This is a genomic window from Bradyrhizobium pachyrhizi (assembly GCF_029714545.1).
GTDB lineage: Bacteria > Pseudomonadota > Alphaproteobacteria > Rhizobiales > Xanthobacteraceae > Bradyrhizobium > Bradyrhizobium pachyrhizi.
In genome coordinates this window covers 321,052-346,291 of record NZ_CP121667.1, presented here as the reverse complement: position 1 = coordinate 346,291, position 25,240 = coordinate 321,052, and the positions used below count along the sequence as shown (strand labels likewise).

Genomic DNA, 25,240 nt, shown 5'->3' with positions numbered 1-25,240 from the left:
GAGGGGGATCAATCCTCTCTGAATGCACCGCGGAAGCTGTCGAGCAGGGGCCTGAGCGCGTAAAGTGCGACGGTACCGCGCCCCGTGGTGATGAACACTTGAACCGGCATACCGGGGACGATCTGGAAGTCGTTTGCGGCGATCTGCGCGTCGTCGATCCGGATCTTGGTCGCGTAGTATGGCTGGTCGGTACGCTTGTCGAGTAGCCGGTCTGCCGATACGTGCACAACGATGCCCTTCAGGCGCGGTACGCGACGCTGATTGTACGGCACGAGATGCACCTCGGCATTCAGGCCGGGATGAACCACATCAATGTCCTCCGGCCTCAGGCGGGCGGTCACGATGAGGCGGTCTTGCCGGGGCACCAGCTCCATGAGCGGAGCACCCGCCCCGATGACGCCGCCCGCTGTATGAATCCGCAAGTCGGTTATCACGCCGTCCTCGGGCGCCTTCACCTCCGTTCGCGATAGCTGATCCCTGGCCGCAAGCAACCGCTCGCGGAGCTGGAATATCTGGTTCTGTGCTTCACGAAGCGACTGTGCGATCTCGTTCTGCCTATCGCTCTCGAGCTTGAACAATGTGGCCTGCTGCTCGCTGATGACCTGCCCGGCGCGAGAAATCTGCGCGGTGATCTCGCCGCGACGACCCTCAACGTCGGCCAGTTCACGTTGCAGGTTCAGAAGCCGCGGCCGCCGTTCGAGTCCCTTGTTCACGAGCGTCGTGACCATATCCAGTTCTTCCCGGACGATGTCGACCCGCTGCCCGGTGGCGGTCTGCTGAGCCTTGAGACCTTCGATCTCCCTCTCGACTTGAAGCCTCCGCTCGCGAATGACCGCAAGCTGCGACTCATGAACCTGCCGGCGCGCCTGAAAAATGAACTGCTGCGCCGATACCGCGGCGGCGGCCACCCCATTTCGCTTGCTGTCCTGTTCCAGCGCGCTCGGGATTGCGATGCTCTCAAAGTTCTGCTGCTCGGCCTGAAGCCGTGCGGCACGAGCAATTGCATCCCACAACTGGCCTTGAAGGCTTTGCACCTCCGAACCGGGCCGGGTGTCGTCCAGCGCGATCAACGTCTGTCCGCTTCGCACGATATCGCCGTCCGAAACCAGGATCTTCCTGACGATCCCGCCTTCCAGGTGCTGAATCGTCTTGCGGCTCGATTCTGATTCCACGACGCCGGAAGCGATCGCGGCGCTCTCGAGAGGCGCGAGGCACGCCCATGTGCCAAGCCCCAGCATGAAGCAGAGCACCAGCAGGTTGCCCGCCAGGGTGATACCGCGAAGCCGTCTACGCGGAGAGATGGGTGTCGGGGTCGCACACCATGGATATTCGAGGGGCTCGAAATCGTCGATCGCGGTAACCACGACTCCGAGCCGTCCGGCGAGCGGGGGGCTTGCCGGCGTTCGCACGAGCCGGTCCCAGATCGTGGGTAGCCTCGATATCGTGGGAAGCTTCCAGATGGTGAGAGGATTCCGGATCATGGCGCAATCCGCGATGTAACCTGGGGTCGATTCAGGTGCCGCTCAAAGATTTCCTCGCTGTCGCCGAAAGCGACGACCGCCCCCTCTTCCATAATGGCAATCTTGTCTGTGGCTGCGAGGAGACCCATACGATGAGTGACGACGACCAGGATGACACCGGCGAGCTTCATGCGCTCGATAGCGTCCAGCAGCATTCGCTCGCCGCCGTAATCGAGACTGGCATTCGGTTCGTCGAGAACGATCAGGCGTGGACCGCCGAAAAAGGCCCGGGCAAGACCGAGGCGCTGCCGATATCCGCGCGAGAAGGATTTCTCACGGTGAAGCACCGTGTCGTACCCGTTCGGCAGGCGCATGATCGCCTCGTGAATTCCGACCAGCTTGGCCGCTTCCACGACCTTCCGCCGATCGGCATGATCGAGCCGTGCGATGATATCGCTTATCGTATCGCCGAGCAGGTCGATGTCCTGGGGGAGATAACCGAGACGGTGACCGCTTGGGCCCTCGCGAAGCAGCGAGACGTCGGTATTGTCGAGCAGGACACAGCCATGAGTTGGCGTCGACAGCCCGGCAATCACCCGGCCAAGCAGGGACTTGCCTGACCCGGACGCACCGATAATGCCAAGGCATTCTCCGCTCGCGAGCGTGAACGAGACACCGTTCAGCAAAAGGTGGTTGGTCCCCGATAGCCTCACGCTGACGTTGTCGACAATGAGACCGCTCGACGCTTGCCGCTGCGAAACCTCCGGATCCTGCTGTCCGGCGGCCGGGGACGCGGCGAGAACCGCGCCGAGCCGCTGACAGGCACTCACGGCCGTCCTGAGTGACTTCCAGCCTGCGATCGCACTTTCGACCGGCGCGAGCGCGCGGCTGAACATCAGTGTCGAAGCAAAAATGATCGCCGGGCTCTTTCCGTGATCGAGGACAAGCCACGCGGCAGCTCCCATTATCAACACCTGCGACAGCGCGCGGACCGGCTTGGTGACCAGCATCACGAACTCGCTTCGCCGGACTGCCACATCGTGCTCTCTGCGTGCCTCCTGCGCGTCATGGTAGATCGTGCGCGCAGCGCTATCGAGCATTCCCATGGCGCGAATCATGTGGATGTTGCCTGCGGCGGCCTGGAGGCGACCGTAGCTTCTGGACAGCGCGGCGCCGGATCTGAGCAGAACGTCCTCGGTAACCAGATCTCCGGCAACCGTGAGAGCGAAGAGGAAAGCCACACAGCAGGCGCCCACCACGCCAAGCAGGGGATGGATGAGAAAGAGGACCAGGAGGAACAGGGGCGCCCAGAGTGCGTCGAACAGCATCGGACATGCGCCGGAATCGATGAACTGGCGCAGCACGGTGAGATCCCGATATGCGTCCGACGCCCGCGTCCAATCGCTGCGAAACGCGGATTCGAGGCTGGCCGAAAGCACGCAAGGACGGAGCCGATCGTCGAGCCAGGCGCCAAGGCGACCCAGGACAGCGCGCCGCAAGGCATCGAACACGCCGCCGACCACGACCGTGATCGCGACAATGAGCGTGAGCAGGAGCAGCGTGTCGCCGCTCCTGCTCGACAACACCCTGTCGTAGATCTGAAGAAGGTAGATGGAGGGCGCAAACAAAAGCAGGTTGTAGCTGCAGCTATACGCGAATACGAGACCAAGCGGTCCCGCACAGGACCAAAGGGCCGCGTGCAGTGGCGTCGAGATCTGCGGCAGGACAGGCAACCGAATGGGCGGCATCAGCATGATCGTCACCGCCTGAAATCGAAGTCCGGCGCACTTGCCCGACGGCCAACGCGATCTGCCAAGAAAGGCATCGGCGGGGCATCGGCTTGAACTGCGGGACCGGCAGCAATGGCCGCCGGTCCCGCCACGGTCGGACGAGCCGATGGTCAGAATGTATCGAGGTGGAAGCTCACTTCTCCACCCAGCGCGGCGTTGCCGTCTCCGCCATTGCCGCCGATGCCAGCCAGGACATCCTGGTGCTGGTCCACCGCGAGCTTGTTGATCTGAGTGGCATCCGTATGGGCATATACCTTGGAGGTATCGTGGCCGCTGTAGGATTTCTGGCTTCCGTTCGACTCGGCGCTTCCGCCGTGGGCCTTCGCAAACACCGAGGCCGTCGCGTTTGCGCCGCCGGCGTCCCAATCTGCCGTCTGAGTGACGTGGTCGCCGGTGTTCACATGCACATCGGCGCCTTCTGCCTTGTTGGTTGGATCGAAGTTGAGGGTCGGCTTGCTGATGATAGCTCCCTTGAAGGTACCGTCGCCGCCATTTCCGACACTTTGACCACCGGTGTTGATCGATTTGAATTCGATCGAATCCGAGATGCTGATCGCCTTGGGCAACATTTGAGCCTCCGTCCTTGTGTTGGCTGTCGTGCGTCATCCATCCCGATCAGGCGGACGCACACGGGCGAGTCTGATCCGGCGATGCGCGCTGCCGATAGATGTCAAATCGGACACCATCCGGGTTGGTCGACCTACGTACGAAAGTATGACATTCGTCGCGCAACATCGGAGCTCGAAACATCGGGGAGGACGACTCTGCGCGAGATTTGCATGCGCAGGGAGTCCGCTACCTTGCGACCGGCCTGCGCGAGCGGTGCGATGTTCCGCTATGCCAACAGGTGAAGATCCGACAGAAGATGGGCGGAAAGATCGCCACCCAGCGCGAGATTGCCGTAGCCGCCGTCCCCACCAAGTCCGGCAATCTGGACCGCACTCTGGTCGATGTGCACGTTGTTGACCTGATCGGCCACGGCCGTCGAATGGGGCCCCGCGATTGCGATATTGATGGGTGCATAGATCGCGACGCTGACATCGATCAGGCTGCCGGCAAAATAGCCGTTGCCGCCGTTGCCTGCGCCGTTCGAGCCGGTCGCAATCGCGTCGGAGCCGCCCCACAAGCCGTGGGAAGGAAGGCTTGCATGGCCGCCCGTCGCGGCGTTGCCATTGCCGCCGTGCCCGCCCATGCCGGCGATCTGAATTACCGATTGATCCACGTCGGCGTCATTCGTCTGGACTGAATGAACGTTGGAGCCATAGCCCGCGACTGCGATGTTGATCGGGTCGTAAACTAAGATCGAGGAATGCACGAGACTCCCGTAGAACGCGCCGTCGCCGCCATTGCCGGCCTGACTCCCGCCCGTTTGAACGTCCCAGACGCTTCCTCCGTTGCTTGATCCCCAACTGGGGTCGAGCGTGATGATACTGCCGCCGAAGGCCACATTGCCATTTCCGCCACTTCCGCCGACGCCCGCGATCTGCGTAGCCGATTGATCGATGTCGACTGTGTTCGATTGACTTGCATAGGCCGTGCCGCCTGAACTCGCCACCGCAATATTGATCGGATGATAGATCACCACGGGAGCGTCCACCAACGCACCCGAGAAATAGCCGCTGCCGCCGTTTCCGGCGCCGTTGTCGCCGCTCCCGATCACGCCGGAGCCCAGGGAAGCACTGATGCTGCCTCCCGATGCAAGGTTGTCATTCCCACCATGTCCGCCGACGCCGGCCATCTGAAAGGCGGATTGATCGACACTCAAATCGTTGGACTGGTTGGCCACGGCGGCCGAGCCGTATCCCACACTCACCGAAATGTTGATCGGTTCATAGATCAACAGGGATGCGTGAATGATACCTCCGTAAAAGTAACCGTCTCCGCCGTTCCCGGCGGTGTTCGCCCCGCTCTCGATCGAAGCGATGCCCGTCGCGGAATGGGATGCGCCGGCAGCAGGCTTCGTTGCCGAAGCATCCAGGCTCGCCGCAGTGTGGTTGCCGACGTGGCCGCCGGTGCCGACCCCCGACGCGGTGGGATGGTCGGATTGGCCTGGGCCAGAGTCATGGGGCGGGGAATTCGGGGTCGCGGGATGTGCATCGAGCCCTGCAAACGGGCTGCTCGGTGCCGGACCCGACTCGTCGTCACCATCGTGCCCATCGTGGCGATGAGAGGCGTGATGCAGCCGGATCCCATCCGACATCCGCGAAAAATCCATCGTAGCCTTCCTCATCGCAATCGCTCCGCGCAATCGGGACGGGTTCTGCACTCCGGACAGAATGTCATCCTGGGAAGGTCGAAAGCCCAGCCGTCAGTTCGGATATAGCGCTTCGGATGGACGCCGTAACATCGGCTATATCCGTTCTGGCGCGGTTACAGCCTTGGTAGTGTTGCGCGGGCCCGCGTCGCCGGCGTGGTCCATCAGCTCGCCGCTCCCAGGCGGTTGATAACCTCGCTCCGCCATTGCAATCGGGAAGTCGCTATCGCGGACCGCGAAAATCACGCTACACTCGCCTCATGAGTGGGGCTGAACTTCACGCCGTCTTCGACGTTGCAGCATGGAGCGCGGCCGCGCTCGCCATGTGGTGGCTGTCGCACCGGCGCGGGCTGCAATTCCCCCGGCAATCCTTCGAGCTGTCCTACATCGCCGCGCTGGTGTTCGGCGCCGGGATCGGCGCCTACATCTTCGGCACGCTGAACCTGTGGTTCTCGGGCATGGCGGGCGTCGCCCGCTCGGTCGAGGGCGCGCTGGCCGGCGGCATCGTCGCGATCGAGCTCTACAAATGGCGGCACGGGATTTCGCTGCGCACCGGCGCGCGGTTCGCGCTGCCGCTTGCGATCGGCGTCGCGGTCGGCCGTCTCGGCTGCTATTTCGCGGGTCTCGAGGATTTCACCTATGGCACGCCGACCACGCTGCCTTGGGGCCATGATTTCGGCGACGGCGTGCTGCGCCACCCGGTGCAGCTCTACGAGAGCCTGGCGATGGCGGGGTTCGCGGCATTCTATGTCTGGGCCGTATTGAACCCAAATGCCGCCGTCATCACCAACGGATTCTACCTCGTGCTGTTCTACTACGGGCTGCAGCGCTTCCTGTGGGAGTTCATCAAGCCCTATGGCGCGCTGATCGGACCATTGTCGCTGTTTCACCTGCTGTCGCTGTTTGTCATGATTTATGCCGCCGTCATGCTGGCGACGGCGCCGAATGTGAGCTTGAAGCATGAACGCGCCGCTGCGTAAGGCACGCCCTTACATCTTCTGGGGCCAGACCCAGTCGCTTTGCGAAACCTGCCTGGCCCTGGTGCCGACCAAGATCCAGATATCAGGCAACGAGGTCTGGTACGAGAAGCGCTGCAAGCAGCATGGCGTGCAGTCGACGCTGGTCTCGACGGATGCGGCCTATTGGCGGCTGTGCAAGGATTTCATCAAGCCCGGCGACCGGCCGCTCGCGTTCCAGCGCCACACCGAATTCGGCTGCCCCTATGATTGCGGGCTGTGCCCCGACCACGAGCAGCACTCCTGCCTGGCGCTGATCGAGATTACCGAGCATTGCAATTTGACTTGCCCGGTGTGCTTTGCGGATTCCTCGCCGGCGCGCACCGGCTTCACGCCGCTGGCGAAGATCGAGAAGATGCTGGACGCGCTGGTCGCGAGCGAGGGCGAGCCCGACCTGGTGCAGATCTCCGGCGGCGAGCCGACGCTGCATCCGGATTTCTTCGCCATTCTGGATGCGGTGCGCGCCCGCTCGATCCGCCATGTCATGATCAATACCAACGGCCTCAGAATCGCGCGCGAGCCCGACTTCGTGGCGAAGCTCGCCGAGAACAAGCGCGGGCTGGAGGTCTATCTGCAGTTCGATTCGCTGCAGCGCGAGGCGCTGGTCAATCTGCGCGGCGCGGATTTGCGAAAAATCCGCCAACAGGCACTGGAGAATCTCGAGCGCGAGGGCGTCTCGACCACGCTGGTCGCGACCATCAAGCGCGGCGTCAATGACGGAGAGATCGGCGACATCGTCCGTCACGCACTGACCTGGAAATGCGTCCGCGGCGTCACGCTGCAGCCGGTGCAGGATGCCGGCCGCAACGAGCATTTCAACAAGGACACCGACCGCATCATGCTGTCGGAGATCCGCCGGCGCGTGATCGAGACCGGGGTGTTCGGCGCTGACGACATGATCCCGTTGCCCTGCAATCCCGAGAGCATCTCGATCGGCTACGGCCTGCGCAACGGCGACAAGGTGCTGCCGCTGACCTCGCTGATCCCGCAGGAGCAGCTCATCGCCGTGATGCCCAACACCATCAGCCCGGAGAAATATCCGGTGTTGCGGGAGAAGTTTGTCGACCTGTTCTCGCTGTCGTCGGGGCCGCTGAACACCTCGGAGCGGGTCTGCGAATTGCTGTGCTGCCTGCCGAGCTTCGAGGTGCCGGCGGGGCTGACCTACGAGAACGTGTTCCGCGTCACCATCGTGCAGTTTCTCGACCGCTTCAATTTCTGTGTCGGCAACGTCAAGCGAAGCTGCATCCACTTCGTCACCGAGAGCGGCGCGATCATCCCGTTCGACACCTACAATCTGTTCTACCGTGACGGAAAGATCGACGGCATCCGCGCCGCGCTGGCCGGCCAGACCTACCGTGAAGCCCGGCAAAGCGAGGAGGTGCCGCGATGAGCGAGACCAATCCACCGCCCATCCCGCCTGCACCACCGGAGCCACCCTACAAACACGCCCCGCCGCCACCATCGCCACGCAGCGGCTGCGCGACGGCGTTCATGGTGCTGTTCGGGCTGGTCCTGCTGCTGCCCGGGCTCTGCGCCCTGCTGTTCGGGTTCGGCGTCCTGAGCGAGTCGAAAACCGATCCCTCCATTCTCTTCCTGATCCTGCTCGGGCTCGCGGTCTGCTTTGCCGGCGTGATGCTGATCCGCGCCGCGATCACGGGAAGGCGCTGACGGACCATTCGACGACGCATGTCCGACACACCACCGCCATACAGGCCTCCGGAACCCGGGCAGCGCAACGGCTGCCTGACCGCCCTGATGCTGGCGGTGGGGATGATCCTGCTGATCCCGGGGGTCCTGTGCGCTATTCTCAACGCCAAGATGGGTGCCGGGGCCGGCGGCGACCCCATCACCATGTTCGTGATGTTGGTGGCGCTGGGCGGGCTTGGCCTGATCGTGTTCGCGATTACCCGGAAGTAAGACCTGAAAGCCCCTCAAAACCCGCTTTTGGAGCGAAAATCAGCCCTCCAAACAGCCAATAAATCATTGTTTTTTGGCGTTTTCTGACTATATTGCGCCGCAACGCGCAAGGTGCCCGGTCCTCTGACCGGGCTTCCTTTTTGGGGTGATGCGTCCCCGTCAAATTTCTTGGGTATGAGCGTGATCCGGGCCCGAATGGGCCACGCGAGCGAGCGGCCGGCCAAACTGGTCCGGCGAGATCGCGCATCTGACCATTGCACGACCAGAAGAAGAGCCATGAACCTTCGCAACGTCGCCATCATCGCCCACGTCGACCACGGCAAGACCACCCTCGTCGACCGCCTGCTGCAGCAATCCGGCACCTTCCGCGAGAACCAGAAGGTCACCGAGCGCGCCATGGACTCCAACGACCTGGAGCGCGAGCGCGGCATCACCATCCTGGCCAAGGCCGCCTCGGTGCAGTGGAAGGACATCCGCGTCAACATCGTCGACACCCCCGGCCACGCCGATTTCGGCGGCGAGGTCGAGCGTATCCTCAACATGGTGGACGGCGCGCTGGTGCTGGTCGACGCCGCCGAGGGCCCGCTGCCGCAGACCAAGTTCGTGGTGTCGAAGGCGCTCAAGATCGGGCTGAAGCCGATCGTCGTGATCAACAAGGTCGACCGTCCCGACGCGCGCCCGACCGAAGTCATCAACGAGGTGTTCGACCTGTTCGCGGCGCTCGACGCCAGCGAGGAACAGCTCGACTTCCCGATCTTGTACGGATCGGCCAAGCAGGGCTGGATGGCGGAAAGCCCGGAGGGTCCGAAGGACCTCGGCATGCAGCCGCTGTTCGACCTGATCGTGCGCCACGTCGAGCCGCCGAAGGTCGAGGAAGGTCCGTTCCGCATGATCGGCACCATCCTCGAGGCCAACCCCTATCTCGGCCGCATCATCACCGGCCGCATCTCCTCGGGCTCGATCAAGCCGAACCAGCAGGTCAAGGTGCTGTCCGCCGACGGCAAGCTGATCGAGAGCGGCCGCCTGACCAAGATCCTCGCCTTCCGCGGCCTTGAGCGCACCCCGCTCGAGGAGGCCGAGGCCGGCGACATCGTCGCGATCGCGGGCCTCACCAAGGGCACCGTTGCCGACACCTTCTGCGATCCCACCGTCGAGACGCCGCTGCCGGCGCAGCCGATCGATCCGCCGACGGTCTCGATGTCGTTCATCGTCAACAACTCGCCGCTCGCCGGCACCGAAGGCGACAAGGTGACCTCGCGCATGATCCGCGACCGCCTGATGCGCGAGGCCGAGGGCAATGTCGCGCTGCGCGTCGTCGAAGCCGCCGACAAGGATTCCATGGAAGTCTCCGGACGCGGCGAATTGCAGCTGGCGATCCTGATCGAGACCATGCGCCGCGAGGGCTTTGAGCTCTCGGTGTCGCGCCCGCGCGTTGTGCTGCAGAAGGACGAGGCGACCGGCGCCTGGCAGGAGCCGATCGAGGAAGTCGTCATCGACGTCGACGAAGAGCATTCCGGCGTCGTCGTGCAGAAGATGAGCGAGCGCAAGGCCGAGATGATCGAGATGCGCCCCTCCGGCGGCAACCGCCTGCGGCTGGTGTTCTACGCGCCGACCCGCGGCCTGATCGGCTACCAGGGCGAACTGCTCACCGACACCCGCGGCACCGCGATCATGAACCGCATCTTCCACGGCTATGCCGCCTACAAGGGCGAGATCCAGGGCCGCCGCAACGGCGTGTTGATCTCCAACGACCAGGGCGAAGCGGTGGCCTATGCGATGTTCAAGCTGGAGGACCGCGGCCCGATGATGATCGAGCCGGGCTGGAAGGTCTACAAGGGCATGATCGTCGGCGAGCACACCCGCGACAACGACCTCGAGATCAACGTGCTGAAGGGCAAGCAGCTCACCAACATCCGCACCACCTCGAAGGACGAGGCGGTGCGCCTGACACCGCCGATCCGGATGACGCTGGAAAAAGCGCTCGCCTATATCGAGGACGACGAGCTCGTCGAGGTGACGCCGAAGTCGATCCGGCTGCGCAAGAAGCACCTCGACCCGAACGACCGCAAGCGCGCCGAAAAGGCCAAGGAAGCGGTGGCGTAAGCTGTAGCTTAAGCGGTGGCATAAGCCTCACTGTATGCCCCGGTCTTTCCGGGGCATACAGCACGCCGCGGCCCGCCTTCGCCGGCGATGACAGTCATGCATGTGGCGGCTTCAGGCCCGGCGCCGAACGTGCTAGAGCCGGGCTATGAGTTCCCTTCCCTCGACGATCGATGTTGCCATCATCGGCGCCGGCGCCGCGGGCCTCGGTGCCGCGAATGCGCTGAAGGACTCCGGCCTCTCCACCATCGTGCTGGAGGCCCGCGACCGCCTCGGCGGCCGCGCGCATACGATCCAGGCCGCGCCTGACGTCGTGTTCGACGTCGGCTGCGGCTGGCTGCATTCGGCCGACCAGAACAGCTTTGTCGGCATCGCCCGGCAACTCAACTTCGAGCTCAACAAGGACCTGCCGCCGTGGCGCGAGCGCGCCTACGGCGAGGCGTTCCCGCAGGCCGCTCGCGACGACTTCACGCACGCACTCGACCAATTCTACGACCGCATCGAGCAGGCGGCGCAGCAGGGCAAGGACAGCCCGGCCAGCCTGTACCTCGAGCCCGGCAACCGCTGGAACCCGATGATCGATGCGATCTCGACCTATGTGAACGGCAGCGAGCTCGACCAGGTCTCGATCCTCGATGTCGACGCCTATGAAGACACCGACATCAATTGGCGGGTGCGGCGCGGCTATGGCACGCTGGTCGCGGCCTATGGCGCGCAGGTGCCGGTCGCGCTGAACTGCGAGGTCAGGCTGATCGATCACTCCGGCAAGCGCATCCGCATCGAGACCTCGCGCGGCGCGCTTGAGGCGGACAAGGTGATCGTCACCGTGCCGACCAACCTGATCGCCGATCAGGCGATCCGCTTTTCGCCTGCGCTGCCCGACAAGCTCGACGCCGCGCGCGGCCTGCCGCTCGGCCTCGCCGACAAGGTGACGCTGGCGCTCGCCGAGCCCGAGGCGCTGCCGAAGGAAGGCAATCTGCGCGGCGCCACCATGCGCACCGAGATGGGCACCTACCACATCCGCCCGTTCGGCCAGCCCTGCATCGAAGGTTTCTTCGGTGGCCGTTTTGCACGACAGCTTGAAGATGCCGGCGACGGCGCGATCGCCGCGCACAGCATCGACGAGATCGTCTCCTTCCTCGGCAATGATTTCCGCCGCAAGCTGAAGCCGCTCAGCGAATCCCGCTGGGCCCACGACCCGTTCGCCCGCGGCTCCTACTCGCACGCTCTGCCCGGCCACGCGGACAAGCGCGCCGTGCTGGCCGCGCCGGTCAATGGGCGGCTGTTCTTCGCCGGCGAAGCGACTTCGCCGGAGTTTTTCTCGACCGCGCACGGCGCGCGGGATTCGGGGGAGCGGGCGGCGAGGGAAGTGGTGGGTGCGGCTGGCTCGAAGACCTGACGAAGACTGGACGCAGATAGAGGATTAGTTCATTTTTCGGGCATGGCAGCAGGGGAGCGAAAAGATTGGACAGACGACGAGCTCGACCTCATCGTCGCCGACTACTTCTCGATGCTGAACGACGAAATGCGTCGTGCACCTTACGACAAGACCCAGCACCGACGGGTGTTGGTGGGTCAGATCGGCCGAAGCAACAGCTCCATCGAATTCAAACACCATAACATTTCGGCAGTCCTTCAGCTGCTCGAAATCCCTTGGATTAACGGATACAAGCCCAGGGCTCATTTTCAGAAATCAATTGTGGGCGCAGTCGAACGATACATTACCAATCATCCCGCCGCCCTTCATCCAGAGCTGCTGCTGGCGAACGAGATCGGCGAGCGACCACAGCTCTTCCTGGAGCCGCCGCCTGACCTCGCGAAAAAGGCGCCCCGTCCTAACGCGGCTCAACGCCTTATCCGAAAGTTCAATCCCGCCGAACGTGATTTTTTGAATCGCAAGTTAGGGCATGACGGCGAGCAAATTGTCTTTCATTTTGAACGACAGCGTCTCCGGGCGCTCGATCGAGCTGACCTTGCTAAAAAGGTGAGGTGGGTTTCGATGGAGGATGGCGATGGTGCCGGCTACGATGTCTTGTCGTTCGATGCTCAAGGCAAGGAGAGGTTTCTGGAGGTAAAGACCACTGTCGGTTCGCAAACCGCGCCTTTCTATATGACCCGCAACGAGCTTTCGTTCTCAAGGGAACGACCGAAAGAGTTTCGGATTTGCCGCTTGTATGACTTCTTGAAGGCCCCAAAAATGTTCGAGTTGGTGCCTCCGCTGGAGAAACTAGTTTCGCTCGAACCTCTGTCGTATGAGGCTTCGTTCAATAGCTGCGATTGAACGCATTTACTCCAGCACCCTCGCCCGCATATCCGCGTCGGGCACGAAGCACGTCTCGTATTTCCCGAAGATCTTGTACCGGTTGCGGGCGATGAGGCTGTAGACGGCATCGCGCAGCGGCTTCGGCACCGCGAACAGCGCGCGGGTCCAGCGCCAGCCGGGCAGATGGCTCAGCACCGTCAGCGCCGCATCGGATTTCATGTAGGCGATGCCGCCATGGACGACGGCGTTGGTGTCGGGGTCGTCAGGATCGATGCCGGAGGTCTTCGCCAGCCGCGTGCCGTAGCCGGACTGGATCGGCGTGAAGCGAAAGCGGCGTGCCGTGTCGCGGGCGATGACGAAGCGGACCCAGCGCGAGCAGAAGATGCAGACGCCGTCATAGAGGATCACGTCGTCGTCGGGCCAAGTGCTCATCGGTTATCCAGGATCAGCAGCGCGACCAGCATCAGCACGATCGCAGGTCCCGTCTTCACCAGCGCGCCGAGCGGCTCGATCCAGAGATCGGGCGTCAGGATCGCCGATCCCACCATGTAGCCGAGCGAGGCGATGATGCCTGCGATCAGGCCGAACGCCGCGGTGCGGCGGATCGCGATCAGCACCCCGATGCCCATGTCCATCAGGCTGGTCAGCACTGTCACCGGCCCGACCAAAGCGGGCGGGAAATGGTGCGCGCTCAGGATGCCGGCGGCGGCGTCATAGGAGATCACCAGCGCGATGAAGCCGGATGCGACCCAGAACAGCACGAGGCTTACGAAGATCAGCGCTTTGATCAGGAACAGCCGCGCGAACCATTTGTCCTGAATGGTCGCGGGGCGCCCGCCAATCGCTTGAGTAATCGTCTTCGGCACGATGCCGGTCGCCTGCATCCAGCCTGCGGGATCGCCGGTGACGCCGCGGCGCAGCTCGGCGATCGCGGTGGAGCGCAGCGGCGGCAGCCAGCCGAGCCGGCTCGCGAGATCGCCGAGGCGAGCGCCGAGATCGATCAGGAACGGCGGCGTCGCGATCCGGACATGCTTTGCCGTGCCGAACGACCGGCGGAACTGGGCGATGACGCCGCCGAGCGAAATCGGCTGCTCCTGCATCAGGTCCCATGTCACCGATCGCACCGCTTCATCGGCGACATCGCGCGCCGCAAGCCAGGCGATGGTGGCGGCGATATCCTCGACTGCGACCGGCTGGAACGGCGTCGCCGCCTCGTCGGCCGGCAGGTCGACCGGCAGCGCCGCCAGCGCGCGCAGCATGGCGCTGCCGCCATAGGCCGACGGCGCGATGACGAAGCCCGGACGCAGGATCGCATGGGGAATCCCGGACGCTGCGATCAGCCGCTCGGCCTCGCGCTTGGTGGCGCTGAAGGCGGTGCGGTCCGCATCGGCCGTACCGGGAATCGAGATGTGGACGAGACGGATGGCGCGGTGGCTGTCAGCGATCGCCTGCAACAGCCGCGCGACGAGGTCGCGATGCACCGCGCTTGTGTCGCTGCCCGGACCATCCTGCAGCACGCCGAGGCAGTTCACGACGACGTCGACCTCATGCGTGCGAAGCAGCTGCGTCAGCGCCGCGGCATCCATCGACATGATGGGCAGCTCAAGATCGGCCGCGCTCATTTTCTGCGCCGGCGTGAAGTGCCGCGCGACCCCGATCACGTGAAAGCCGCGCGCCCTCAGATCGTCGGTGATGGCGCGCCCGATCAGGCCTGACGCGCCGAACACGAGGATGTTGTGTGATGCGTCGTCACTCATGGAAGTCGGATCATGCGCTAAAATGGTTTCGCGATCATCAGCCAGAGGATGATCATCACGGAACCGAAACCGGGAATACCGAACAGGAACCAGCGGCGAAACAGCGCAAAATAACGCGGCGGCAGCGGAAGACCTTTTTCGACGGCCGCCTGCGCGAGGTCGCGCATCTCCATCTGCATGAAGACGACGGGAACCCAGAACAGGCCGGCCAGCGCGTAGAGCGCGAGCGAAACCGCGAGCCAGCGCTCGGCGATGCTGGTTGCCGACAACAGCATCAGCAGTCCGCCGCTCACCGGCTGCAGCAGCACGGCGCTCAGCGTGAAGATCATGTCCGCGATCACCACGGTCGCCGCCGTGCGCGCGATGAACGCCGCATCCTGCGTGCGATGTGCCATCAGCATGAAGAAGGCGATGCCGGTCCCGGTGCCGAGGATCACGATGGCGCCGAGCACGTGAAGATATTTGATCAGAAAGTAGAGCGTCATCGCAGTCCGCTCATGATCAGGCCAACGTCGGCGCGCACAGATGCCGCCGCTGCCATAGGCCGGTCGGGCGCGAAAATCCACCGCGGCGAGGGATCAACGCACCCGCGCTGCGGCCGGATTCGCTCGTAAAATTCCGGCCGCGAATCAGCTGCGGCCAGCCTTTTTCTGAACTGCGGCATTGTCATCCGGCGCCCGCGATCCGGGCTTTGCACAGCGCCCGATCCGCGATCGGTCGCTCGAGCCCGGCGAGTGTCCTCTTTCGGTACAAGTTTTCATCACACTGATGCAAAAAATCCACAGGTTAACCGATAATTAACGATGGACCTTGAAGGCGGCCCGCCGACTTGCTTTGATTAGAGGCATGAGCACAACGCTAATCGAGGTCCGGCCGGCCAAAGCTGCAGACGCAGCGGCGGTGGCGTCTACCCATGACGAAGCCTGGCGCTCGGCGTATCAGGGAATCATCCCCGGCGCCGAACTCGAAAAGCTGATCAATCGCCGCGGCCCGCAGTGGTGGGACAGCGCCATCCGCAAGGGCAGCCGCGTCAGCGTGCTGGTGTTCGGCGACCGGATCGCAGGCTACGCCAATTACGGTCGCAACCGCGCCCGCAGCCTGCATTTCGAAGGCGAGATCTACGAGCTCTATCTGCGGCCGGAATTCCAGGGGCTTGGCTTCGGCCGGCGCCTGTTCGCCTCCGCGCGCCGCGACCTGATGCAGAGCGGCCTCAAGAGCATGGTGATCTGGGCACTCTCCGACAACGAGCCGGCGACCGAGTTTTACCGTGCGCTGGGCGGCCGGATGGTGGCGCGTTCCTCGGAGCGGTTTGGCCCCAAGTCGCTCGACAAGGTCGCTTTCGCCTGGGCCAACTGAAAATCCTGCTTCTCTCGCAGCTGCAGCAAGGCTAAACCAGCCTCCAGCGCTGCACGCGTCGGCCAGCCCGGCTTCAAGGCCGGGCCGGGAGCCGTTTCGCGGCCCGGCGGCGCCAACCAAAAAATCACATCGTTCTCAACTTCCAGAGGCCACGCGGAGCAATCCATGCGTATCGACGCCATATCGATCGGAAAAAATCCGCCCCACGACGTCAACGTCATCATCGAGGTTGCCGTCGGCGGCGAGCCAATCAAGTACGAAATGGACAAGGAAGCCGGCACGCTCGTGGTGGACCGCTTCCTCTACACGCCGATGCGCTATCCCGGCAATTACGGCTTCATCCCGCACACGCTGTCCGGCGACGGCGATCCGTGCGACGTGCTGATCGTCAACACCCGCGCGATCGTGCCGGGCGCGGTGATGAGCGTCCGCGTGGTCGGCGTGCTCCTGATGGAGGACGAGGCCGGCGGCGACGAGAAGATCATCGCGGTGCCGTCATCGAAGCTGACCCAGCGCTACGACAAGGTGCAGAACTACAGCGACCTGCCCGACATCACGCTGCAGCAGATCCAGCACTTCTTCGAGCACTACAAGGACCTCGAGAAGGGCAAGTGGGTGAAGGTGCTGCGCTGGGGCGACGCCGACGAAGCCCGCAGGCTGATCCTCGAAGGCATCGAGCGCGCGAAGAAGAAATAGGCACGCTGCCTCGGCTCCCTCGCCCCGCTCTTGCGGGGAGAGGGTTGGGGTGAGGGGTTTCCCTCCACGAGTTGCGAACGTCGAGAGACTTGTACCCCCTCACCCGGATTGCATCTGACGATGCAATCCGACCTCTCCCCGCAAGCGGGCGAGGTAAGAGCTACACCGCCGGCGCCGGCAGGCCGGCAATCGCGCAGGCGGCGCGCAGCGTGTTGACCAGGAGGCACGCCACCGTCATCTGCCCGACACCGCCGGGCACCGGCGTGATTGCGCCGGCGACATTGAGGGCTTCCTGGAACGCGACATCGCCGACCAGTTTCGGCTTGCCGCCGGGCACCGGGATGCGGTTGATGCCGACATCGATCACGGTCGCGCCCGGCTTCAGCCAGTCGCCCCGCACCATCTCGGGCCGGCCGACTGCGGCATAGACCAGATCGGCCTGGGCGCAGAGCTTTGGCAGATCGCGCGAGCGCGAATGCGCGATCGTCACCGTCGCGTTCTCGTTCAGCAGCAATTGCACCAGCGGACGGCCGACCAGATTGGAGCGGCCGATCACGATCGCGTTCATGCCTTCGAGCGAGACGTGCACGCTCTTGGTCAGGATGATGCAGCCGAGCGGCGTGCAGGGCGACAGCGCGGCCAAGCCTCCGGCGAGCCGGCCGGCATTGTTGGGGTGCAGGCCATCGACGTCCTTGGCCGGATCGATCGCGTTGATGATGGTCTCGGTGTGCAGCGACTTCGGCAACGGCAGCTGCACCAGTATCCCATGCACCATGGGATCGCGGTTGAGCCGAGCGATCAGCGCCAGCAGATCGGCCTGCGACACATCCTCCGGCAGCTTGTGCTCGAACGAGGCCATGCCGGCGGCCTGGGTCTGGGTGTGCTTGCTGCGGACATAGACCTCGCTCGCGGGATCATGGCCGACCAGCACGACAGCGAGCCCCGGCGTGAGTTGGTGGTCGCGCTTGACGCGGGCGACCTCGTCGGCGACGCGGGTGCGAAGCTCGGCGGCGATGGCTTTTCCGTCGATGATGCGGGCAGTCATGTCAGTCCCTTGTCTGCTGGTTCGGCTTGGCCGCAGTCAGCTTCCTCAATGTATCGCCGAGCCCTTTCGGATCGCCGTCCACCGCGACCTGCTTGAGCCGCGAGGTGGCGCCGGACAACAGCTTCACCCTGGCTTTCGGCACGCCGAGCGCCTTGGCCAGCAGCTCAGTCACCGCACGGTTGGCCTCGCCGCCCTCGGCGATGGCGCGCACCCGCACCTTCACTACCGAACGGCCGTTGGCCAGCGTCTCGATCCCGTCGATGTCGTCGCGGCCGCCGCGCGGCGTCACACGCAACGCGATGCTGATGCCCTCGGTGGAATAGCGCCACGGATCCATCAAGGCCCCGTCGAGAAAGGGTCAGATCACGTTGGGATAGATGTAATAGGCGATCACCCGCTGGATGAACATGATGATCAGGATCACGATGATCGGCGAGATATCGAGTCCGCCCAGATTCGGCATCACGTTGCGGATCGGCCGCAGCACCGGCTCGGTGATCCGGTAGAGGAACTCGGCCACCGCAGAAACGAACTGGTTGCGCGTGTTGACCACATTGAAGGCGACCAGCCAGGACAGGATGGCGGAGGCGATCAGCAGCCAGACATAGAGGTCGAGGATGATGATGACGATGTCGAGAACAGCGCGCATGTGAGGGGGGCTCGCGGGTAAGACAACCGATTGAAGCGCAACGAGACCGGACTGAGCCGCCATCGCGCTTCTTGTTTGAGCAGGATCGTTTCGGAAAACCGCTATGCACTGGGCGCTCGGGCGGTCCGCCGGGTCGGGATCACGCCCTAGATATCGGTTCACCCCCCCGCAAACAAGGGAAGTTCCCGGTGGGACGGGCCGAAAACCGCGCTTTCACCGTTCTTGACTTGACCTTGGACGGGACTGTAAATGGCGCCCGACTGACGGCCGGGATACTCAGCAACACCCGGCCGCGATGGGGCCATAGCTCAGCTGGGAGAGCGCGTCGTTCGCAATGACGAGGTCGGCGGTTCGATCCCGCCTGGCTCCACCACGCTTCGCCCTTCGGGCTACGCGTGGCGCAGCCGCGCAGGAGCCTCGAGGGCGAAGCGTGGTGTCCGGCGAAGCCCAAAGGGCGAAGACGGACTTTTACTCACCCTCCCCCCTCACGTGCCCGTAAACCTTGGCGGCCGCTTCTCGACGAAGCTCGCGACGCCTTCCCTGAAATCATTGCCCTTCAGCGCGATCTGCATCTCGCGGTTGGCATCGATGGTGGCTTCGGCGAGCGTCTGGAACGGCACGTCATAGACCTGGCGCTTGATCACCGCGATCGCGCTCGGCGAGACGAAATCGGCGAGGTCGCGGGCGTAGGCATAGGTTTCCTCGCGCAGCTTCTCCGGCGAGGAAAGCCGGTTGACGAGACCGATGCGCAGCGCCTCCCCAGCCGACACCCGCCGCGCCGACATCAACAGATCGAGCGCGTTGGCATGGCCGACGATCCGCGGCAGCATCCAGCTGATGCCGTGTTCGGCGATCAGGCCGCGCCGCGCGAAGGCGGTGGTGAACACCGCGGTGTCGGCGGCGAAGCGCAAATCGCAATAGAGCGCGTGGACCAGGCCGATGCCGGCGGTGGCGCCGTTGAGCATCGCGATGACCGGCTTCCTGATCGCGGGGTAGTAGGCGTAGCGCGTCTGCCAGTCGGCGCGACGGTTCATGTCGAACGGGATGTTCTCGCCGCGCCTGACCTCGTTGGGATCGATCCCCTTCAGCGCGTCCATGTCGGCGCCGGCGCAGAAGCCGCGGCCCGCGCCGGTCAGCACGATGACGCGAACGTTGTCGTCGTTGGCCGCCGCCTCCATGGCGTGGCGCACGTCGCGCTCCATGATCGCGGTCCACGCATTCATGCGATCGGGGCGATTGAGCGTGATGGTCGCGATCCGGTCGCTGACCTCATAGAGAATGTGCTCGTAGCTCACGGCGATCTCCCTGTGCCTTGTTGTTATTGATACGCGCGGCGATGCGGCCTGCGCGCGGCGGCCGACAGTAACACATTCACGAGAATGAAAAGCCGACGCGAAATTCCGCGTGGCGGCTATTCCGCGGCCTGCAGCAGCTGCCGCTGGGGCACGCGCGAGATCCAGCCGTCGATGAAATGCTTCAGCCACGCGCGCTCGGCGGCATCGTGGACGGCACGCTCGGCGAAGTGCAGATGGCCCGGTTGTGCGCCCGGCGAATCCATCCGTGCGCAACCGCGCGTGGTCCAGCGATGCATCATCGCGTAGGTCACGTCGGGATGGAATTGCAGGCCGAAGGCGTTGCCGAACTGGAACGCCTGCACCGGGAAATCATCGCCCGCCGCGAGCAGGTCGGCGCCGGCGGGCAATTGAAATCCCTCGCCGTGCCAGTGATAGACCCGCGCCGGCCAGTTGGGGCAGAGCGCGCGGCCCGCCTCGGTCGGCCTGACCGGATAATAACCGACCTCGACACGGCCTTGCGGATGCGGCGCGACCTTGGCGCCGAGCTGCCGCGCCAGCATCTGCGCGCCGAGGCAGATGCCCAGGAACGGGCGCCGCTCGCGCAGCGGAACGGCGATCCAGTCGATCTCGCGCCGCACGTAGTCGTCGCCATCATTGGCGCTCATCGGACCGCCGAAGATCACGGCGCCGGCATGCGCGTCGAGCGTTTCGGGCAGCGCGTCGCCGAAGCGCGGGCGGCGGATGTCGAGACGGTAGCCCAGCGCGCGCAGGGCGTTGCCGATCCGGCCGGGAGTCGATGTCTCCTGATGCAGCACGATCAGCACCGTCCGCAACGAGACCTGAGCCGAAACCTGATCCAAGATCTGATCCCTGGGCGTGACCGCGGCCGGCCTTCGGCTGGCGAAGGGCACCACGACACGGCTCTGGTCAGTCCGGAACGACATTGCCTCTGCTTAAAGTTTCGGCACGTAAGGCGCGATCATAGCTAAGTGGTCGTTAACATCGTGTGAGTTTGCGCACACCCAGGCGAAGCAAATCGCGGGCCACAAACAGTCTTAGTGGCGACGAGTGGGGCTTTTCAGGGTCAGCTAGCGCTTGCGGAGCTGAAATCCGCCGACCGCCGTCAGGATGAAGGAGCGCGGAAACAGCCGGAGCAGGAACGGCACCAGCTTGATGAAGGCGCCAGGCAGCACCGCGCGCTTGTTGGCCATCAACCCACTATAGGCTTGGCGGGCCACCTCTTCCGGCGAAACGTTGAGGATGGCGGAATCGAATCCAGGGGCAAACCCGGCGCGATCCTGAAACTCCGACGGTACCGGGCCCGGGCAAACCACGGTGACACGCACGCCCTGTGGCGCCAGCTCACAGCGCAACGCCTCGGTAAACGACAGCACATAGGCCTTGCTGGCGTAGTACACGGCCATGCCGGGGCCCGGCAGGAATCCGGCGATCGAGCCGAGATTGAGGATGCCGCCGCGGTTGCGGATCAGCTGGTCGGCAAAGCGCAGCGTCAGATCGGTCAGCGCGCGGATGTTGACGTTGATGATGTTGAGCTGCTCGGCACGGTCGCGCTCGATGGCGCGGCCGAACAGGCCGAAGCCGGCATTATTGACGAGAAATTCGACCTCGACCCCGGCGTCGGTCAGGGCCTGCGCGATCCGGTCGCCCGCATCGGCGTGCTGGAGATCACAGGGGATCACAATCGGCGCTGCGCCGCCCTTGGCCCCGAGCTCGTCGGCGAGCGCATTCAGGCGGTCGGCGCGCCGCGCCACCAGCGCCACACGGTGACCATTCGATGCAAACACGCGCGCCAGTTCGGTGCCTATGCCCGCCGATGCCCCGGTTATCAGCGTCACACGCTCGGTCACGTTTCAAACTCTTACTGCAAATTCTAGTGAGGTCCCCAACAAGGCGACGAGAGCATAGGCATGCGGTGGGACGCAAGCCGTGTGTAAGCTTGTGGACAGCGGCGAGGCACTGGTTTTGTGATGAAACGCCAGATTTTCAGTCGGATCGCCCACAATCGCGGCGGACATTAAAATTTCGTCATCCCTGATACCGGTGACGATGCGTCGGCCGGCGCGGGCAGTCGCGTCAGATTGCGGCGTCCGCGGTGCCCCAGGGGCCCTTTGGCAGCGCCGCCTGCTTCTCGGCGACCCGATGCTTGAGATCGATGCGGTCGCGCGAGGAAATGCCGAGCAGATCGGCGGCGCGCCAGACCACATTGTCCTCGAACTCGCTGACCTGACCATCGGCATAGACCAGCTCCCACATCATCTCGACGATGCGCAGCCGTCCCTCCTCGTTCACCGAGCGCATGATGACGCTGGTAAAGTGATAGAGATCGACGGCCTCGCCCTCGACACGCATGGCAGAGGCGATCAACTTGTCGGCCGCGCCGCGGTCGAGCTGGAAACGGCTCTCGATCAGGCCGTGCAGCTTGCGCGTCTCGGCCGGCGTCGGCTCGCCGTCCAGCGAGACGACATGCACCAGCAGCGCGGTCGCCGCCAGGCGATAGTCGCCGTCATCGAAGGTGCGGTCAGCCTGGGCGTCGGGGGAAACGATATCGGCAATGAATTGGCGAAGTCCGTCGAGCATCGTTCTCTCTGTGGAATGAAGCCTGCCTGATTTGAGCGTGATCTTTCCGGCTACACGCATGTCCGGATCATGCTCCGTTGAAATCTATATGGCGTGGAAACAGAACCGGTGCAATCCGCGCAGGTTCCCGCTGCGACATTACGTTTCGGCAAGCATTACGTTTCAGCAATATGACTACGGTATCTCGTACACCACGAGCTTGTCGGCAATGCCACGCAGTGCCGCTTCCTTCTGGATCGGCTTGATCGCGGCGCGATTGAGGATGCCCGCAACCTCAGCCGATTCCATCACCGGCTGGGTCAAATGGATTTCCTGCGACGTCGACAGGCTCTGCACCCTGGCGGCGATATTCACCGTCTGGCCGAAATAATCCTGCCGCTCGTTGAGCGTCACCGCAAGGCACGGCCCCTCATGGATGCCGATCTTGACGACCAGATCCTCCTTGCCGCGCTCGGTGTTGAGCTGCTTCATCGCCGCCCGCATGCGCAGGCCCGCCGACAATGCATGCTCTGGCCGGATGAAGGTCGCCATCACGGCATCGCCGATCGTCTTCACGACGGCGCCGTGCTCGGAAGCGATGATCTCGAGCAGCGCGTGGAAATGCGCGCGCACCAGATCGAACGCGGCGAGATCTCCGACCCGTTCATAGAGCGCGGTCGAGCCTTTGAGGTCGGTGAACAGGAAGGTGAGCGCGGTGATCTTCAGCCGCTGGTCGACCGTGAGGTTGTCGGCCTTGAACACATCACGGAAGGTCTGGTTCGACAGCATCCGCTTCGCGGTGAGGATCGGCTTGCGCTTGCCGAGCAGCTCATGCAGCGCATCGGCCGCCACCCAAACAGCGGGCAGCACGCGGGTGTCGGTCTGGTTGTCCAGCGACAGCCGCAGCGGCCCCGGCCGCAGCACCGTGGTGCCGGTCGGCGCCTGCAGCTTGTTGAACACGATCGAGAACTGCTGGCGCTCGGTGGTCGGCTCGCCCTGCACGTCGAAGAAATGCGCCGAGTGCGTCACCGGCTCGAACACGATCAGGAACTGCTTCGGCAATTGCAGCGACAGCAGCGCCTTTTCGCCGGCGGGCAATTCCAGCGATTCCAGCGTCACCTCCTTGAGCAGGCGCTCCAGCGAATCTTCGTTGAGCTCGATGCCAGAGCTCCAGAACATCTGGCGGACATATTCCCAGATCGGCAGCGTGTTCGGATCATGCGCGCCGATGCGGCGTACGCGCGGGCTGACCGTGAAGGCGACCTCGACCAGATCGTCGACGGACGCCTCGTAACCAGCCGCGCACAGCGCGCAATTGTAGTCGTCATGACGCAACGACTTCAGCGTCGAATGCGCATCGAGCACGCCGCCGCAGCCCGGGCACAGCACATTCCAGCTCATGTCGAACAGGCCGAGCCGCGACGCATGCAGGAAACCGGAGATCACCTTCTCCTGGTCGAGCCCGGTGCGGCTCGAAAAATCCAGCAGATTGATGCGGTTGAGATCCCTATCATGGCCGTCCGCAATCAGCTGCTGCATGGCATCGACGACGGCCGGATCGGTCGTCTGCCTGAGGACTGCGAAATGGGCCTGCGTATCGCTCATGGTGAGCCCCTAGATGAGCATTGGGACACCGCCGCGCAAGGTCAACGCGGCTTGATCGTAAACACCGGAGAACGGTTCGGCTGTGTCGTCACCACGCCGATCGGCAGCACCGGATCCTTGTCCGCCAGCGCGACGCGGAACGCGCCGATGATCTTCGCAAGCGCGAGCGTCGCCTCGACCAGCGCAAAATGCGCACCGATGCAGACCCGCGCGCCGACCCCGAACGGCAGATAGGCAAACCGATCGGGCGGCGTTCCCGTCATGAAACGCGACGGCACGAACGCGTTCGGATCGCGCCACAGCTTCTCATGCCGGTGCAACAGCCACGGCGCGATCAGGATTACGTCACCCTTCCTGACCGGACGGCCCGCGATGGTATCGGGACCGCCCGCCGCACGCGCAATCAGGAACGCCGGCGGATAAAGCCGCATGGTTTCGTCGATCACCGCGCGGGTGAATTTCAGCCGCTCGATGTCGAGCGCGCCAGACGTCGCCGCGCTCGTGACTTCTGCCGCCAGCTGTTCCTGGGTTAGGGGATCAAGTGCCAACAGATAGAGCGCCCAGAACAGCGCGGTCGCAGTCGTCTCGTGGCCGGCCAGGATCATGGTGGCGACCTGGTCACCGAGTTGGGCATCGGTGAAGGCCTCGCCGGTTTCAGGATCACGCGCGGCGCCCATCAGGTCGAACAGGTCGCGGGCCGGCGCGTTGTCATCCTTGCCGGCCGCACGTCGCTCGGCCATCAGCATGCCGACGAACGCGGTCCAGCGCTTGCGGAAGCGGGCGCGGCGGAAATCCTGCGGCGTCGGCCAGTTCAACGGCAGCACCAGATCGAGCATGTGCGGCCGCGCCAGCGTGTCGCCATACTCCATCACGAAGTCGCGCAGCGCGGCGCCGTGGCGATCCATGCCGAACGAGAACATGGTGCGGCCGGCGATCTCCAGCGTCATCCGCTGCATCGCCTCGCGCAGATCGACCGGGCCGCCACTCGCCGACTTCAGCTTGGCGATGGTCTCGTCGACCGCCGCAATCATGTAAGGCACCAGCGTCGTCACGGCGCGCGGCGTGAACGCCGGCGCCAGCGTGCGGCGCTGATGTTTCCACGCACGCCCTTCGGCGATCAATAGCCCCTCACCCAGCATCGGACGCAGCACGCGAAGGCCGGCCGGCGTGCGGGTGTAGTTCTCGTAATTGTCGACCAGCACGTGGCGGATCGCATCCGGCGTGTTGAGGATGAAGCTCGAGTGGTTGAGGAAGCGGCCCTGGACGATGTCGTCCTCATAGGCGCGCTGGCCCCAGGTCTCGATCGGCGAGTTGCGCATCACCCGCATCCGCTGGAACGCGCCCATGTCGGCGGGCGCGCGCGGCGGGGCCGGCGGGACCAGGGGACGTCGCGTGACCGTGATATCGCAGACTTCGGCTATGCTCATGGTCCTCGCTTCCTGCCTCACGCGACGGCCGAT

25 protein-coding genes and 1 tRNA gene are annotated in these 25,240 nt (G+C 64.1%); 10 read left to right on the top strand and 16 right to left on the bottom strand.

All coding sequences use genetic code 11. From position 1 onward, the window contains the following. Positions 1-8: 8 nt before the first annotated feature. The 4 genes from QA639_RS01610 to QA639_RS01595 form a co-directional block, all read right to left on the bottom strand. On the bottom strand, positions 9-1,481 hold the full coding sequence (locus QA639_RS01610; protein WP_157348422.1) for an HlyD family type I secretion periplasmic adaptor subunit: 1,473 nt from the start codon (positions 1,479-1,481) through the stop codon (positions 9-11). After that, entirely contained in the window at positions 1,478-3,214 is a 1,737-nt protein-coding gene (locus QA639_RS01605; protein WP_080667273.1) for a type I secretion system permease/ATPase, read from the bottom strand. The genes QA639_RS01610 and QA639_RS01605 overlap by 4 nt, the downstream gene beginning before the upstream one ends. A 146-nt stretch (positions 3,215-3,360) precedes the next feature. Further along, positions 3,361-3,819 (bottom strand): hypothetical protein, encoded by a 459-nt coding sequence (locus QA639_RS01600; protein ID WP_028337372.1) that lies wholly within the window; start codon positions 3,817-3,819, stop codon positions 3,361-3,363. Positions 3,820-4,085: 266 nt separating this feature from the next. Beyond that, positions 4,086-5,465: a hypothetical protein gene (locus tag QA639_RS01595; RefSeq protein ID WP_283089044.1), complete on the bottom strand. Its 1,380-nt coding sequence runs from the start codon at positions 5,463-5,465 to the stop codon at positions 4,086-4,088. 299 nt (positions 5,466-5,764) lie between these two features. Here QA639_RS01595 and QA639_RS01590 point away from each other — a divergent pair, with 299 nt between their 5' ends. The 7 genes from QA639_RS01590 (at position 5,765) to QA639_RS01560 (ending at position 12,818) form a co-directional block, all read left to right on the top strand. Further along, positions 5,765-6,484, top strand: coding sequence for a prolipoprotein diacylglyceryl transferase (locus tag QA639_RS01590; protein WP_283089043.1), 720 nt, complete (start codon positions 5,765-5,767; stop codon positions 6,482-6,484). Next, complete coding sequence (locus tag QA639_RS01585; RefSeq protein ID WP_283089042.1) at positions 6,465-7,910, top strand: radical SAM protein; 1,446 nt, start codon at positions 6,465-6,467, stop codon at positions 7,908-7,910. The genes QA639_RS01590 and QA639_RS01585 overlap by 20 nt, the downstream gene beginning before the upstream one ends. After that, entirely contained in the window at positions 7,907-8,188 is a 282-nt protein-coding gene (locus QA639_RS01580) for a hypothetical protein (RefSeq protein WP_283089041.1), read from the top strand. The genes QA639_RS01585 and QA639_RS01580 overlap by 4 nt, the downstream gene beginning before the upstream one ends. A gap of 18 nt (positions 8,189-8,206) precedes the next feature. Next, a complete protein-coding gene (locus QA639_RS01575; RefSeq protein ID WP_283089040.1) occupies positions 8,207-8,437 on the top strand; it encodes a hypothetical protein in 231 nt (76 codons plus the stop codon). A gap of 276 nt (positions 8,438-8,713) precedes the next feature. Then, a complete protein-coding gene (gene typA, locus QA639_RS01570) occupies positions 8,714-10,540 on the top strand; it encodes a translational GTPase TypA (protein ID WP_016847242.1) in 1,827 nt (608 codons plus the stop codon). Between the two features lie 145 nt (positions 10,541-10,685). Beyond that, positions 10,686-11,936, top strand: a complete 1,251-nt coding sequence (locus QA639_RS01565; protein ID WP_283089039.1) for a flavin monoamine oxidase family protein — start codon at positions 10,686-10,688, stop codon at positions 11,934-11,936. Between the two features lie 42 nt (positions 11,937-11,978). After that, positions 11,979-12,818 carry a protein NO VEIN domain-containing protein gene (locus tag QA639_RS01560; protein ID WP_157348417.1) on the top strand — a complete coding sequence of 280 codons (840 nt, stop codon included), beginning with the start codon at positions 11,979-11,981 and terminating at the stop codon, positions 12,816-12,818. 6 nt (positions 12,819-12,824) lie between these two features. Here QA639_RS01560 and QA639_RS01555 read toward each other — a convergent pair whose 3' ends face one another. The 3 genes from QA639_RS01555 to QA639_RS01545 are packed head-to-tail and all read right to left on the bottom strand — an operon-like array spanning position 12,825 to position 15,042. Next, positions 12,825-13,232 (bottom strand): thiol-disulfide oxidoreductase DCC family protein, encoded by a 408-nt coding sequence (locus QA639_RS01555; protein ID WP_283089038.1) that lies wholly within the window; start codon positions 13,230-13,232, stop codon positions 12,825-12,827. Continuing rightward, entirely contained in the window at positions 13,229-14,557 is a 1,329-nt protein-coding gene (locus tag QA639_RS01550) for an SDR family oxidoreductase (RefSeq protein ID WP_283089037.1), read from the bottom strand. The genes QA639_RS01555 and QA639_RS01550 overlap by 4 nt, the downstream gene beginning before the upstream one ends. Positions 14,558-14,574: 17 nt before the next feature. Further along, entirely contained in the window at positions 14,575-15,042 is a 468-nt protein-coding gene (locus QA639_RS01545; protein WP_283089036.1) for a DUF2269 family protein, read from the bottom strand. Positions 15,043-15,403: 361 nt separating this feature from the next. On the opposite strand from QA639_RS01545, the gene QA639_RS01540 reads away from it, so the two are divergent. Both QA639_RS01540 and ppa read left to right on the top strand, forming a co-directional pair. Further along, positions 15,404-15,913, top strand: a complete 510-nt coding sequence (locus QA639_RS01540; protein WP_016847248.1) for a GNAT family N-acetyltransferase — start codon at positions 15,404-15,406, stop codon at positions 15,911-15,913. A gap of 165 nt (positions 15,914-16,078) precedes the next feature. Next, on the top strand, positions 16,079-16,609 hold the full coding sequence (gene ppa / locus QA639_RS01535; RefSeq protein WP_028337382.1) for an inorganic diphosphatase: 531 nt from the start codon (positions 16,079-16,081) through the stop codon (positions 16,607-16,609). Between the two features lie 160 nt (positions 16,610-16,769). Here the strand turns inward: ppa and folD are convergent, their stop codons facing one another. Genes folD through QA639_RS01520 form a run of 3 tightly spaced genes read right to left on the bottom strand, consistent with a single transcriptional unit; the run spans position 16,770 to position 18,303 of the window. Then, on the bottom strand, positions 16,770-17,654 hold the full coding sequence (gene folD / locus QA639_RS01530; RefSeq protein ID WP_283089035.1) for a bifunctional methylenetetrahydrofolate dehydrogenase/methenyltetrahydrofolate cyclohydrolase FolD: 885 nt from the start codon (positions 17,652-17,654) through the stop codon (positions 16,770-16,772). 1 nt (position 17,655) lies between these two features. After that, positions 17,656-17,991 (bottom strand): DUF167 domain-containing protein, encoded by a 336-nt coding sequence (locus QA639_RS01525; RefSeq protein ID WP_016847251.1) that lies wholly within the window; start codon positions 17,989-17,991, stop codon positions 17,656-17,658. 21 nt (positions 17,992-18,012) lie between these two features. Continuing rightward, complete coding sequence (locus QA639_RS01520; RefSeq protein WP_016847252.1) at positions 18,013-18,303, bottom strand: YggT family protein; 291 nt, start codon at positions 18,301-18,303, stop codon at positions 18,013-18,015. A gap of 297 nt (positions 18,304-18,600) precedes the next feature. On the opposite strand from QA639_RS01520, the gene QA639_RS01515 reads away from it, so the two are divergent. Further along, positions 18,601-18,676 (top strand) — tRNA-Ala (locus QA639_RS01515). A gap of 112 nt (positions 18,677-18,788) precedes the next feature. On the opposite strand, the gene QA639_RS01510 is transcribed toward QA639_RS01515, so the two are convergent. The 6 genes from QA639_RS01510 to QA639_RS01485 all read right to left on the bottom strand — a co-directional run bounded on the left by QA639_RS01510 (position 18,789) and on the right by QA639_RS01485 (position 25,207). Continuing rightward, positions 18,789-19,598 carry an enoyl-CoA hydratase gene (locus QA639_RS01510; RefSeq protein WP_016847253.1) on the bottom strand — a complete coding sequence of 270 codons (810 nt, stop codon included), beginning with the start codon at positions 19,596-19,598 and terminating at the stop codon, positions 18,789-18,791. A 116-nt stretch (positions 19,599-19,714) separates the two neighbouring features. Next, positions 19,715-20,542 carry a glutamine amidotransferase gene (locus QA639_RS01505; RefSeq protein WP_283089034.1) on the bottom strand — a complete coding sequence of 276 codons (828 nt, stop codon included), beginning with the start codon at positions 20,540-20,542 and terminating at the stop codon, positions 19,715-19,717. 144 nt (positions 20,543-20,686) lie between these two features. Next, positions 20,687-21,466 carry an SDR family NAD(P)-dependent oxidoreductase gene (locus QA639_RS01500; RefSeq protein ID WP_283089033.1) on the bottom strand — a complete coding sequence of 260 codons (780 nt, stop codon included), beginning with the start codon at positions 21,464-21,466 and terminating at the stop codon, positions 20,687-20,689. Between the two features lie 226 nt (positions 21,467-21,692). Continuing rightward, on the bottom strand, positions 21,693-22,196 hold the full coding sequence (locus tag QA639_RS01495; protein ID WP_016847256.1) for a tellurite resistance TerB family protein: 504 nt from the start codon (positions 22,194-22,196) through the stop codon (positions 21,693-21,695). Positions 22,197-22,370: 174 nt separating this feature from the next. Further along, positions 22,371-23,780 carry an adenylate/guanylate cyclase domain-containing protein gene (locus QA639_RS01490; protein WP_283089032.1) on the bottom strand — a complete coding sequence of 470 codons (1,410 nt, stop codon included), beginning with the start codon at positions 23,778-23,780 and terminating at the stop codon, positions 22,371-22,373. 41 nt (positions 23,781-23,821) lie between these two features. After that, a complete protein-coding gene (locus tag QA639_RS01485; protein WP_283089031.1) occupies positions 23,822-25,207 on the bottom strand; it encodes a cytochrome P450 in 1,386 nt (461 codons plus the stop codon). Positions 25,208-25,240: the final 33 nt, after the last annotated feature.

Bases quoted from the DNA above. Each gene is read 5' to 3' on its own strand.
- QA639_RS01610 (WP_157348422.1), bottom strand. From the start codon at position 1,481: ATGATCCGGAATCCTCTCACCATCTGGAAGCTTCCCACGATATCGAGG.
- QA639_RS01605 (WP_080667273.1), bottom strand. From the start codon at position 3,214: ATGCTGATGCCGCCCATTCGGTTGCCTGTCCTGCCGCAGATCTCGACG.
- QA639_RS01600 (WP_028337372.1), bottom strand. From the start codon at position 3,819: ATGTTGCCCAAGGCGATCAGCATCTCGGATTCGATCGAATTCAAATCG.
- QA639_RS01595 (WP_283089044.1), bottom strand. From the start codon at position 5,465: ATGGATTTTTCGCGGATGTCGGATGGGATCCGGCTGCATCACGCCTCT.
- QA639_RS01590 (WP_283089043.1), top strand. From the start codon at position 5,765: ATGAGTGGGGCTGAACTTCACGCCGTCTTCGACGTTGCAGCATGGAGC.
- QA639_RS01585 (WP_283089042.1), top strand. From the start codon at position 6,465: ATGAACGCGCCGCTGCGTAAGGCACGCCCTTACATCTTCTGGGGCCAG.
- QA639_RS01580 (WP_283089041.1), top strand. From the start codon at position 7,907: ATGAGCGAGACCAATCCACCGCCCATCCCGCCTGCACCACCGGAGCCA.
- QA639_RS01575 (WP_283089040.1), top strand. From the start codon at position 8,207: ATGTCCGACACACCACCGCCATACAGGCCTCCGGAACCCGGGCAGCGC.
- typA (WP_016847242.1), top strand. From the start codon at position 8,714: ATGAACCTTCGCAACGTCGCCATCATCGCCCACGTCGACCACGGCAAG.
- QA639_RS01565 (WP_283089039.1), top strand. From the start codon at position 10,686: ATGAGTTCCCTTCCCTCGACGATCGATGTTGCCATCATCGGCGCCGGC.
- QA639_RS01560 (WP_157348417.1), top strand. From the start codon at position 11,979: ATGGCAGCAGGGGAGCGAAAAGATTGGACAGACGACGAGCTCGACCTC.
- QA639_RS01555 (WP_283089038.1), bottom strand. From the start codon at position 13,232: ATGAGCACTTGGCCCGACGACGACGTGATCCTCTATGACGGCGTCTGC.
- QA639_RS01550 (WP_283089037.1), bottom strand. From the start codon at position 14,557: ATGAGTGACGACGCATCACACAACATCCTCGTGTTCGGCGCGTCAGGC.
- QA639_RS01545 (WP_283089036.1), bottom strand. From the start codon at position 15,042: ATGACGCTCTACTTTCTGATCAAATATCTTCACGTGCTCGGCGCCATC.
- QA639_RS01540 (WP_016847248.1), top strand. From the start codon at position 15,404: ATGAGCACAACGCTAATCGAGGTCCGGCCGGCCAAAGCTGCAGACGCA.
- ppa (WP_028337382.1), top strand. From the start codon at position 16,079: ATGCGTATCGACGCCATATCGATCGGAAAAAATCCGCCCCACGACGTC.
- folD (WP_283089035.1), bottom strand. From the start codon at position 17,654: ATGACTGCCCGCATCATCGACGGAAAAGCCATCGCCGCCGAGCTTCGC.
- QA639_RS01525 (WP_016847251.1), bottom strand. From the start codon at position 17,991: ATGGATCCGTGGCGCTATTCCACCGAGGGCATCAGCATCGCGTTGCGT.
- QA639_RS01520 (WP_016847252.1), bottom strand. From the start codon at position 18,303: ATGCGCGCTGTTCTCGACATCGTCATCATCATCCTCGACCTCTATGTC.
- QA639_RS01505 (WP_283089034.1), bottom strand. From the start codon at position 20,542: ATGTCGTTCCGGACTGACCAGAGCCGTGTCGTGGTGCCCTTCGCCAGC.
- QA639_RS01495 (WP_016847256.1), bottom strand. From the start codon at position 22,196: ATGCTCGACGGACTTCGCCAATTCATTGCCGATATCGTTTCCCCCGAC.
- QA639_RS01490 (WP_283089032.1), bottom strand. From the start codon at position 23,780: ATGAGCGATACGCAGGCCCATTTCGCAGTCCTCAGGCAGACGACCGAT.
- QA639_RS01485 (WP_283089031.1), bottom strand. From the start codon at position 25,207: ATGAGCATAGCCGAAGTCTGCGATATCACGGTCACGCGACGTCCCCTG.